This window comes from Holtiella tumoricola (assembly GCF_027857615.1).
GTDB classification, from domain to species: domain Bacteria; phylum Bacillota; class Clostridia; order Lachnospirales; family Cellulosilyticaceae; genus Holtiella; species Holtiella tumoricola.
Genome location: NZ_JAQIFT010000061.1, coordinates 258702 through 269555, shown reverse-complemented (window position 1 = coordinate 269555; position 10854 = coordinate 258702). Strand labels below are relative to the sequence as shown.

The window sequence follows — 10854 nt, the reverse complement described above, 5'->3', positions numbered from 1 at the left end:
ATGATTGCAGTATTTGTTTTTGAGAGTATAAGAAAAAGAATACTCAAATATTTTTGGTGGCGATGCGACTAGGGGACACACCCGTTCCCATACCGAACACGTAGGTTAAGACCTAGTCGGCCGATGGTACTTGTCTGGAGACGGACCGGGAGAGTAGGTGGCTGCCAAATTCCCATGGTCGCTTAGCTCAGCTGGGAGAGCACCTGCCTTACAAGCAGGGGGTCATAGGTTCGAGCCCTATAGCGACCACTAAAAAAAATCCTCTAGGCTTATTGAATAATAGGTCTAGGGGATTTTTGTATGTCGTAAAATAATTAGAATGATTTAATATAGAATAAATTTAAAATAAGAGTATAATACACTTATATAACAGACTACATAGGCATAATAGTTATACGTAGTAATTCATAAAATGGGGTAACAGGAGATTAGAAATGGAGATTAAAAAAGTAGTTCAGCTATTTTCACTTACATATTTAATTAATGTTATTGGTGGGTCATTTGTTAATAATGTGTATATACTTTTCTTAAGTACCACCAAGCAATTTTCGGATCAACAGATTAGTTTAATTATGGGTATTATTCCATTAGTAGCAATTCCGGCAGTATTTATATGGGGAAAGATATTAGATAAAAGTAAAGCACTAACAAGATGGGGAACCTTTAATATAGTAATAAATGGAGTATCTTTGTTGCTATTATATTTTACAAATAATTTTATTCTCTTTTTTGTAATTGCTCTTATAAGAACCTTATTAACACAACCATTAGGAAGTATTTGTGAGGAGTATATGATTAATATTACTAAGAAAGCAAATATCCCTTATGGAAAAGTAAGAAGGATAGGTACTTTAGGTGGAGCTATTGCCGGAATGATAGCACCTATTATTCTCCTATTTGCAAACCAATCATTAGTAATGCTTACAGGAATTATTATTACATTAATGAGTGCTTTATTATTTTATCAGCTACCAATAGTAAGATTAGAAGATGAAGAGATTATAAATGAGAAAATAGGTGAAAAAGTAGGTGTCATACACTTATTTAAGAATAAGCAGTATTTAGTTATTTTCTTTATTATTGCATTTACATATGGCTCTATGAATTCAGCAGCAGGATACGGAAGTCAAACGCTTCTTATTAAGATGAATTGTCCAGAGACACTTATCGTAGCATTTCCTTTTATACTTGCTATTTTTGAGATTTTGATCTTAGGAATTTCACATAAGTTTAGAGTAGAACAAAAACCATATAGGGCCTTTTTTATAGGAGCAATAGTACTTTGTATAAGATGGATTATTTTAAGTTTAAGTAGTCATTATATAATGGTTATTATAAGTACATTACTACAAGGTTTTATAGTCGGCTTAACATTACCAGCTCAAAATTATATTATTGCACAAGTAGTACCTGAGAAGGAACGCTCAACAGCGTACTTGTTATCAGTTGTAATGCAAGTCTCTATTGTGCCAGGTATACTTAATTTATTCATTGGCAATACTTTAAATGCATTAGGATTAAGTGTATTCGGGGTATCTTACTTAGCTATTACATGTATTGCACTGTTATTGATTGTGCCAATGCTTATAAAGGAAACTAAGAAGCTAAAAAGAGTATAGAATAAAGTGGAAAGGAACTTAATCAAGTTCCTTTTTTAATGAAAAAATGTTATGATACAAGGTAGTCTATTATATAGTAATAGTAAACTATATATAGATTTAGTAATATTAGGAGTTTGGATGCTACTAAATTGAGTATGAGAGTAACAATTTAAAATATAAACAATGAATATGTTCAGCAGAACATAATGATAGAGAGGAAATATAAACTTTATGAGCGAAAAAAACTTTTTGCCAATATGTAAAGAAGATATGATAGAGCGTGGTTGGGATCAATGTGACTTTGTACTTGTAACAGCAGATGCTTATGTAGATCATCATAGTTTTGGAACAGCTATTATATCTCGTGTGTTAGAGTCAGCAGGTTATAAGGTTGGGATTATTGCTCAACCAGATTGGAAAACAACAGATGATTTTATGAAGCTTGGGAAGCCAAGACTTGCTTTCCTAGTTAATGGTGGAAATATGGATCCTATGGTTAATCATTACTCTGTTTCTAAGAGGATGAGAGATAAGGATCTTTATTCACCAGGTGGGAAAATGGGGCTTAGACCAGACCGTTCTACAATAGTATATTGTAATAAGATTAGAGAAGCTTATAGAGATGTAGATATTGTAATTGGTGGTATTGAGGCGAGCCTTAGACGTTTTGCACATTATGATTACTGGAGTAATAGCGTACGTAAATCTATTTTAGTAGATAGTGGAGCTGATTTACTTGTTTATGGTATGAGTGAAAACCAAATTGTTGAAGTAGCGAATGCTTTAAATGATGGCTTACGTGCAAAATATATTTCCTTTATTAATGGGACATGTTTCTTAGTAGATGATAAAGAATATGTGTATGATTATGTAGAGATTCCTTCTTTTAAAGAAGTTAGTGAAGATAAGATTAAGTATGCACAAGCCTTTAAAGTACAGTATCAAGAACAAGATCCTATTACAGGTAAAACAATCATTCAACAACATGGCAATAAGTATTTAGTACAAAATAAACCAGCAATGCCTTTAACAAGAGAAGAACTGGACAAAGTATATGCTTTACCTTATATGAAGACTTATCATCCAATTTATGAAAAAGATGGTGGTATTCCAGCTATAGAAGAAGTTAAGTTTAGTATTGTAAGTTCTAGAGGATGTTTTGGAAGTTGCCATTTCTGTGCCTTAACATTCCACCAAGGACGTATTGTACAAAGTAGAAGTGAAGAATCTATTTTACAAGAAGCTGAAGAAATGACAAACTTACCAGACTTCAAAGGATATATTCATGACGTAGGTGGTCCTACAGCTAACTTTAGGGGACCAGCTTGTTCAAAGCAACTTAAGGCTGGTGTATGTAAGCATAAAGAATGTTTAGCTCCAACTTTATGTAAGAACATGGATGTAGATCATAAAGAATATTTAGGCGTACTTAGAAAAATGCGTGAAATTCCTAAGGTTAAAAAAGTATTTGTACGTTCAGGATTACGCTATGACTACATTATGGCAGATAAGGATGACACATTCTTTAGAGAACTTATTGAGCATCATGTAAGTGGACAGCTTAAAGTTGCGCCAGAGCACATTTCAGCCAAAGTTCTAAAATACATGGGTAAACCAGCAGGTAAAACTTATGACCGTTTTAGAGAAAAGTTCTTCAAGATTAATGAACAACTTGGTAAGAAACAATATATTATTCCATACCTTATGTCTAGCCATCCAGGTAGTACATTAGATACAGCTATTGAACTGGCAGAATATCTAAGAGATATCCATTACCAACCAGAACAAGTACAAGATTTTTATCCTACACCAGGGACACTTTCAACCACTATGTTCTATACAGGATTAGATCCTATGACAATGGAAGAGGTATATATTCCACGTACTAAAGAAGAAAAAGCAATGCAACGTGCACTCCTTCAATTTAGCAATCCTAAGAAGTACGATATCGTATATGCGGCACTTGTTAAAGCAGGAAGATTAGATCTTATTGGATATGGGCCAAAATGTTTAATTAGACCACGCGAAGACCGCTTTGGTAGAGGTGGGCATAGCAAAGGACAAGGTCAAGGAAGAAATGATGATAGAGGTCAAGCTCAAGGCAATAATAGAGGCCAAAAATCATCAAGAAATAATAGTGGTTCAAGAAAACAAACAAGTGGTAAATCACAAGGTCATCAAAAAGGTAAAACAGTAAATACCAATACGAATAGAAGTAGTAGTAAAACTTCAAGTAGACCGTCTAAAAAACGTTAGATTTAATAGAAATTAATAAAAAGCTCACATTTAATGTGAGCTTTTTTTATTAATCTATAAATACCTTAGTACCGCTTAACATATTACTATAGAACCATTCACTATTTTCAACAGAGAGACGTATGCAACCAGCAGAGGCACGTGCTCCAAGTTCACCTTTACCTTGAAGAAGATAAGAACCTGTTTTATCAAACATTACAGAATGATAGAGATAAGTCGTACCTATAAAACCGAATGCATTCTTACAACGATATCCTTTTTCAACGCCAAAGTAAGGAACTTTTCTAGTGAGTTCATAAGATCCTTTTGGTGTTGGAGAAGAACTCTTGCCCGTTGAGCAGAGGAAGTATTTTTTTAACTTCCAATTTCCAGTACTACCTTCAAAAATAAATGTTCGTTGTAAATCTATATTGGTCCAAACGAGGTACTTAGTCTTACTAGACATATTCTTAGAATTTATGGTAGATTCAGCCCATATCAATGTATCAAAATCAATAGGATCACCCAAAGAAGATAAATCTAAATATTTTAGCTTAGTATAATAGTCAAAGAGTAAGTCATTTGTTTGGCCAAACATACTTCCATTATTATAATTGAGTTCTCGACCAGTAGCTTGCTTAATAATAGTAGTAATATACTTTTTATTATCATGTAATACATTCATTGTACGAGAACGTGTTTCTAGAGGAGAGAGGTCATAGTTACTAGGTTGCATAATAAAACCATTATCCCAATATAAATCAATGAGGGATACAGTGATAGGTGTGGGAAGATTGTTGGTAATAGTATTAGAGTTAGCAATAATATGTAGAGGTTCTTTTGGGGTCATGTGGTAAGTAGTATCAGTAATATCTATATGATAAAGCTGGCGTAGAGCACCTATAGGAATAAGAACATTATCTTCGGATACAATAGCATGGGTTTTAAAATCGCCAATCCATACGTCGGATTCATAAAGAGCAAAAGAGTTATTTTTAAAGGAAAGAGCTTGGGAAGTAGGTGAAGAAATTAGAGAAGGACTATTGATAACGACTTTACCAGAGGTGATATCATAATCAATGGGAAATCCTATAGAGCGTAATGAAGAAACAGGGACATAATCAGATTTAAATGCTGTATAGGTAGAAACTTTTTCACCATTAAAATCTAATTCAACATTGGATTGTGAGAGCTTACCCAATGGATTAGTAGACATTATATTAGCAGCAAATAAAGGAGTTGTTAAGAAAAAACAAAATAACAGAATGACACTAACTTTTTTCATAGGACACCTCTTTACAGAAATAGAATTGATATTATATATATTGAAGGAGGAGTTTAATTATACGCATTGTAATATTACGTTTATTTTACACTAGTATTTTGTATGAATAATGATATAATATATCTTGGTAAAAAATAATAATTATTATTAAATTAGAGGTGGAAAATGAAAAAGTATTATAATACAGCGTTTATTTATCTGGTTTTAGGATTAGGTTTAGGTGTATTCTATAGAGAATTTACTAAAATGCTAGGATTTGAAGGGCAAACTGTATTAAGAGGTTTACATACTCATGTAATCGTATTAGGATTTATCTTTTTTATGATTGTATTATTACTTGAAAAAAACTTCAATATAAATGGGCTAAAACAAAGTAAAGTATGGTTTATATTCTATAATATTTCATTCGTAGCAGTTATTGTAACTATGCTAGTAAGAGGTATTTTAGAAGTTAAAGGGCTAGATATGGCTGGACTAAGCCATATGGCTGGGCTTGCACATGCTCTTATGGGTGGTGCTTTAATTTGGTTTATGATTTTATTAGGAAAAGCAATTAAAGATAATTAATAATAGAAAAGAGGTATTGCATTCATGCAACACCTCTTTCTTTAGGTAGTTATTTACTACGTCTAAAGTCTTTATATCCAATTAATACAATCCATACATAAGCTAATGTTTTAGGAATCATAAGCATACCTACGATTCTAATAGTTGTGCCCCAAAGAACAACTGGAACATAGAAGAAGAATGAAAGAAATACTGCGATAGCCATGTAGATATAGTCTTTATCTTGATGTTTACGAGCTTCTTGATACATAATAACAATCATAATAATTCCCATGATAGCAAAAGGAATATTACGATAGATACCCCAAGAGATAGGAGCATTATAGTTAAGCCAATCATTAGCAGGGAAGAAACAAAGAATAATACGAATGAGTGCTAAAGTATAAATACTGGTAGTAAGAACTTTAGTTTCTTCTTTTGTCTTATTAAATCGTACTTGCCAGATCTTATAAAGTACAACGTAGAAGATAGTCATTGTGATAGAAGTAATAAACTTACCAATTCCAAGGGCAGTAGCATTAGCCTCAAGACCTATAGTAAGTAGGCCGTATGCTCTAGGAATGAGATGGAATGCATCACCAAATCCAAGTAAGACAGACATATAACCAAATAATTTTACATATGTATTTTTCCCTTTTAAAATCATTTGTAGTCCCCAAATAATAACTGTTGATAAATAAACCACATCAAATAATGTTTCCATAATAGCTTGCATAAAAAATCCTCCTTGTTTTGAACGATGTTCATTTAGATGGCTGAAAAAATCATATCTATAAAAGATATGATTAAGGCAGTAAAAGTTTTTTTAAAATAAGATCAAAGTATTGATAGTCACGTTGACGTTTTTTAAGCATTATTAAAAAATTCGAGAGAATAAAGTCTACAATTTGATGTTTGCCTAAGGATTCATAAATATTAGGTTCAAATTGTAGGCGATGTGTTTCTAAAAGTTCCTCAAAAACTTGTAAAAAATGCCTCATATAAGCAAGTTCTCGTTCCTTTCCATACTGTTTATTTAGATCAGTAAGATTAGCTAATTCTTTTAACCAAGAACTTCTAAATTGTTCTAGATAATTAAACATATAGAAATAAAGAACTTCAAGCTGTTTAAAAAAGTCTAGATTAGGATCATAAGCATGGTGAAACTCTTTAAAACAATTATTCCAAAAATCTTCAATAATAGCAACGATGAGATCCATCTTATTTGGAAAATAATTATAAATCGTACCTAATGCAATATCACATTCTTTGGCCACTCGACGCATATTAACAGCAGATAGCCCTTCTTCGTGTGCGATATTAGAAGAGGTAGACAAAATTAATTCCCTTGGGTTATTAATAGTACGTGACATATTTTCACCTCTCTAAATGAACTATGTTCATATAATAAAATATTAATACGCTATAGTCAATAGCTTTTGTATAGATTTAAGAAATATAAATTCAGCTCTAGTTTATTAAATTAGCTTAAGAGAATAAATGAATAGAATAAGGTTAATAAATGACATACTAAGAGAGCACATACAATAAGCACATAACAAAAACTGTTTCAACTAAACAAGGAGTAGGAGCCATGTTTTGATTGAAACAGTTTTTATTTATTGTTAAAATAGTATAGCATAATTAGAAAAAAACAAGTATCATAGATAGTATCATCATAAAGTATATATATTTTATTTAAATGTTGTTAAGATTTTTAAGTTATAATAAGAATAATTAAAAATACGTAGGGAGAATCAAGATGAAAAAATTTAAGAAACTCGTTGCAATCTTAGGATTAGCAGCAATCACTGTAGCAGCTGTAGGATGTAGCCAAGCAGAAGCAAAATCAAATGAAGATACAACCAATGCAGCAGCACAAGAAAAAACTCAAGAAGAAACAGATAAAGAAAAAGCGGAACAAGAAAAAATTGTTGTTGCCGATGTTAATGGTGAGACAATCTCTCTTGCTGATTTAAATTCTGAGCTTGTATACCTTGAGCAACTTCTTATGATGCAATTTGGAGAAAACTTCAAAGAAAATGAAGATGCTATGGCTTACTATAAAGAACAACAAAAACTTATTTTAGATTACTTAATTGAGTCTAAATTAGTTGTTCAACAAGCAGGTGAAAATGGCATTAATGTTACAGATGAAGAAATAAAAGAACAAATTGAGCAAGTTAAACAAGCTAATGGTATTACAACAGATGAAGCATATGAAACAGCATTAGCACAACAAGGTTTAACACCAGAAACTTACTCCCAATTCATTAAAGAAAGCTTAATTATTGCTCAAACAATGGAATTAGTTACAAAAGATGTAACTACTAATGAAGATGAAGTTAAAGCTTATTATGATGACAACATTGCAAAATATACAAAAGCAGCTGGAGCAAATATGGCTCACATCTTAGTTGCAACAGAAGATGAAGCTAAACAAGTTAAAAAAGAATATGAAGAAGGTAAAACATTCGAAGAACTTGCTTCAACATATGGAACTGATGGAACAAAAGACCAAGGTGGAAGCTTAGGCTACATTCCTTATGACTCACAACAATATGATGCAGACTTCTTAGCAGGAGCTAAAGGCCTTAAAGAAGGAGAAGTATCAGCACCAGTAAAAACACAATTTGGTTACCACCTTATTAAAGTTACAGATGTACAAAGTGAGCCAGTTGTAACACCATTTGAGGATGTAAAAGCAGCGGCAGAGCAAACTGTTTTACAAGACAAGCAATATGGTGTATTTGAAGAATATCTTAAAGGTATTAGAGAAAAAGCTACTATAGAAATTTTTGAAGATAAATTAAATTAGTAAAGTAAAAATGGGGTCGTTTAGAACGGCCTCATTTTTTATTTATTATAAGAATTAGAAAGCTGAAAACGACATTTCAAAGGGAAAAGTGTATAAGTCAGAAGCTAAATATGGTAAACAATAGATAAATGAATTATGATAAGGATAAGAGATATAATTAGAAGATAGTATAAGAAAATGAGGGGATTTATATGAAAAAGAAGTGGTTATTAAGTTTAGTAGTATTGCTTGCAGCACAAGTAATGCCAGTACAGACAATTCACGCTCAGGAGGTAGTAGCAATCAAACAAGAGAATACAAATACTCTAGAACAGATTGCACAAGCTAAGGCTAAAATACAAACTACTATGTTAGGGACTACCAGTTTACAGTATGCTTTGATAGATAATGGTGATATTGTCCTATCAGGCGTAGAAGGTGTATATAGTAAAACTGAAACAGGGACATTAGATCAAAATACTATGTATGGTATAGGCTCTACAAGTAAAATGTTCACTACAGCAGCTGTTATGAAATTAGTTGAAGAAGGTAAAGTAGACCTAGATAAATCAGTTACAACCTATATTCCGGAATTTAAAATGAAAGATGAACGTTATAAAGAGATTACAGTTAGAATGTTACTTAATCATTCATCAGGTTTAATGGGATCTACTTTTAATAATGCATTTTTACTTGATGATTTTGACACAGAGGCACATGATAATTTATTAAAACAATTATCTACACAACGTTTAAAGGCTAATCCAGGAGAGTATTCAACTTATTGTAATGATGGGTTTACCTTAGCAGAAATAATAGTAGAACGCGTAAGTAATATGGACTTTACAAGTTTTCTACATACATATATAACAACTCCAATGGAATTAGACAATACTAAAACACCTCAAGATGAAGTGAATGATGAACAATTTGCAAGAACATATACAGCAACGACAGGTGGACTAACACCTAGGGATTGTACCAATGTTATTGGGACTGGTGGCATTTATTCAACAGCAGAAGATCTCTGTAAGTTTTCTAATCTATTTATGAGAGATAGTGAAAAAAGCTTATTAGATGTATCTTTAGATGCAATGGAAGTAAATGAAGCTGAAAAAGGTATCTGGGCTGAGGCAGAAAATGCTGGATTAGCATTTGGGTTAGGATGGGATAATGTAAATACATACCCATTTAACGAATATGGCATTAAAGCGCTTGTAAAAGGTGGGGATACCTTATTGTATCATGCAAGCTTAATTGTGCTACCAGAGTATAATATGGCAGCAGCAGTTGTATCATCAGGTGGAGCAAGTACCTATAATCAGTTTTTAGCAACTGATATATTGTTAGAACAACTTAAGGCAAAAGGTATTATTGATGAAATTAAGCCAACACCTACAGTAGAGGTACCTGAGCAAATAGAAATGCCACAAGAGCTTATACAACAAAATAACATATATATCAATAGCATGGGTGTATATGGAGTAGAGATTACTTCCGAAGGTGTATTAAATCTTATTTGTTATAATATGCCTGTTCCAGTACAAAGCTTTGTTTATACAACCGATGGGGATTTTGTAAGTAAAGAAACAGGTGTAAGAGTTAGCGTTGTAACAGAAGAAAATGGAAAAGATTATTTATATGTAGAAGGTATACAAACTATTCCAGGGCTTGGTAGCATACCTGTGTCAGAGTATCAATTAGAAAAGGTTGAAGCTATAAGTGTTGATCAAAAAATAGAGGATGCATGGAAAAATAGAGTAGGTAAGCCTTATTACCTTCTTAATGAAAAATATTCAAGCCAAGTTTACTTAAATGCTCCAGTGGGAATGTTAACTATGACAAATGAATTACCGGGCTATGTAAGTAATAATAAAATCATTAGTGAAAATGAGGCACAAGCAGTGGTTCAACTTCCAAGTGGTGGTGGGCGTGATTTAGGTGATATTTCTATGTTTGAAAAAGAGGGTATAGAATATATGAACCTACAAGGTGGTATATATATGCCAATAGATGCAATTAAAGATTTAGCAAATGCTAAAGAAGCCATTTGTACAATTGGTGAAGAAGGATACACAAGATGGTTTAACATACCAAGTACATTAGCAGGAAAAACCATTGTAGTGGAAGTACCAGAAGAAAGTGCAATTATGGTTTATGATAAAGATGGATTGAATGTAGAAAATACTTACCTTACAAAAAGTAATGAAATCATTTTACCAGAAGGCGGAATGATTGGATTTGTAGGAGAAGCAGGTGCACAATTTAGTTACAAATTAAAATAAAGATTTAATTTATAAAAGAACACTACATAAACATGTAGTGTTCTTTTAATGTTTCCTACTAAGTTCTTAAGTGAAGTCCTTAGAAGTGCTTCACTTAACTCTAAT

At 32.2% G+C, this 10854-nt stretch carries 8 protein-coding genes, 1 tRNA gene and 1 rRNA gene; 7 read left to right on the top strand and 3 right to left on the bottom strand.

Features of this window, described 5'->3' with window-relative positions; genetic code table 11:
- Positions 1–52: 52 nt before the first annotated feature.
- From rrf to PBV87_RS17850, 4 genes are all read left to right on the top strand, one after another.
- A 5S ribosomal RNA gene (rrf, locus tag PBV87_RS17865) occupies positions 53–170 on the top strand.
- A gap of 6 nt (positions 171–176) precedes the next feature.
- Positions 177–249: transfer RNA gene (locus PBV87_RS17860), tRNA-Val, on the top strand.
- A 185-nt stretch (positions 250–434) separates the two neighbouring features.
- Positions 435–1619, top strand: coding sequence for an MFS transporter (locus PBV87_RS17855; RefSeq protein ID WP_271013200.1), 1185 nt, complete (start codon positions 435–437; stop codon positions 1617–1619).
- A gap of 213 nt (positions 1620–1832) precedes the next feature.
- The gene (locus PBV87_RS17850; protein ID WP_271013199.1) at positions 1833–3857 is read left to right on the top strand and encodes a YgiQ family radical SAM protein; all 2025 of its coding nucleotides are present in this window, start codon (positions 1833–1835) and stop codon (positions 3855–3857) included.
- Positions 3858–3906: 49 nt separating this feature from the next.
- Here the strand turns inward: PBV87_RS17850 and PBV87_RS17845 are convergent, their stop codons facing one another.
- Positions 3907–5121: a L,D-transpeptidase gene (locus PBV87_RS17845; RefSeq protein ID WP_053982841.1), complete on the bottom strand. Its 1215-nt coding sequence runs from the start codon at positions 5119–5121 to the stop codon at positions 3907–3909.
- Positions 5122–5286: 165 nt separating this feature from the next.
- On the opposite strand from PBV87_RS17845, the gene PBV87_RS17840 reads away from it, so the two are divergent.
- Complete coding sequence (locus tag PBV87_RS17840) at positions 5287–5688, top strand: DUF2871 domain-containing protein (RefSeq protein ID WP_053982842.1); 402 nt, start codon at positions 5287–5289, stop codon at positions 5686–5688.
- A 49-nt stretch (positions 5689–5737) separates the two neighbouring features.
- Here PBV87_RS17840 and PBV87_RS17835 read toward each other — a convergent pair whose 3' ends face one another.
- Both PBV87_RS17835 and PBV87_RS17830 read right to left on the bottom strand, forming a co-directional pair.
- Positions 5738–6403 carry a hypothetical protein gene (locus tag PBV87_RS17835; protein ID WP_271013198.1) on the bottom strand — a complete coding sequence of 222 codons (666 nt, stop codon included), beginning with the start codon at positions 6401–6403 and terminating at the stop codon, positions 5738–5740.
- Positions 6404–6473: 70 nt separating this feature from the next.
- Positions 6474–7040 (bottom strand): TetR/AcrR family transcriptional regulator, encoded by a 567-nt coding sequence (locus tag PBV87_RS17830; protein ID WP_053982844.1) that lies wholly within the window; start codon positions 7038–7040, stop codon positions 6474–6476.
- A gap of 389 nt (positions 7041–7429) precedes the next feature.
- Between PBV87_RS17830 and PBV87_RS17825 the strand changes: the two genes are divergently transcribed.
- Both PBV87_RS17825 and PBV87_RS17820 read left to right on the top strand, forming a co-directional pair.
- Positions 7430–8485: a peptidyl-prolyl cis-trans isomerase gene (locus PBV87_RS17825; RefSeq protein ID WP_053982845.1), complete on the top strand. Its 1056-nt coding sequence runs from the start codon at positions 7430–7432 to the stop codon at positions 8483–8485.
- A 191-nt stretch (positions 8486–8676) separates the two neighbouring features.
- Positions 8677–10749, top strand: a complete 2073-nt coding sequence (locus PBV87_RS17820) for a serine hydrolase domain-containing protein (RefSeq protein WP_271013197.1) — start codon at positions 8677–8679, stop codon at positions 10747–10749.
- Positions 10750–10854 lie beyond the last annotated feature (105 nt).

What these genes read in the sequence shown, in the direction of transcription:
- PBV87_RS17855 (WP_271013200.1), top strand. Translation starts at nt 435, where the DNA reads ATGGAGATTAAAAAAGTAGTTCAGCTATTTTCACTTACATATTTAATT.
- PBV87_RS17850 (WP_271013199.1), top strand. Translation starts at nt 1,833, where the DNA reads ATGAGCGAAAAAAACTTTTTGCCAATATGTAAAGAAGATATGATAGAG.
- PBV87_RS17845 (WP_053982841.1), bottom strand. Translation starts at nt 5,121, where the DNA reads ATGAAAAAAGTTAGTGTCATTCTGTTATTTTGTTTTTTCTTAACAACT.
- PBV87_RS17840 (WP_053982842.1), top strand. Translation starts at nt 5,287, where the DNA reads ATGAAAAAGTATTATAATACAGCGTTTATTTATCTGGTTTTAGGATTA.
- PBV87_RS17835 (WP_271013198.1), bottom strand. Translation starts at nt 6,403, where the DNA reads ATGCAAGCTATTATGGAAACATTATTTGATGTGGTTTATTTATCAACA.
- PBV87_RS17830 (WP_053982844.1), bottom strand. Translation starts at nt 7,040, where the DNA reads ATGTCACGTACTATTAATAACCCAAGGGAATTAATTTTGTCTACCTCT.
- PBV87_RS17825 (WP_053982845.1), top strand. Translation starts at nt 7,430, where the DNA reads ATGAAAAAATTTAAGAAACTCGTTGCAATCTTAGGATTAGCAGCAATC.
- PBV87_RS17820 (WP_271013197.1), top strand. Translation starts at nt 8,677, where the DNA reads ATGAAAAAGAAGTGGTTATTAAGTTTAGTAGTATTGCTTGCAGCACAA.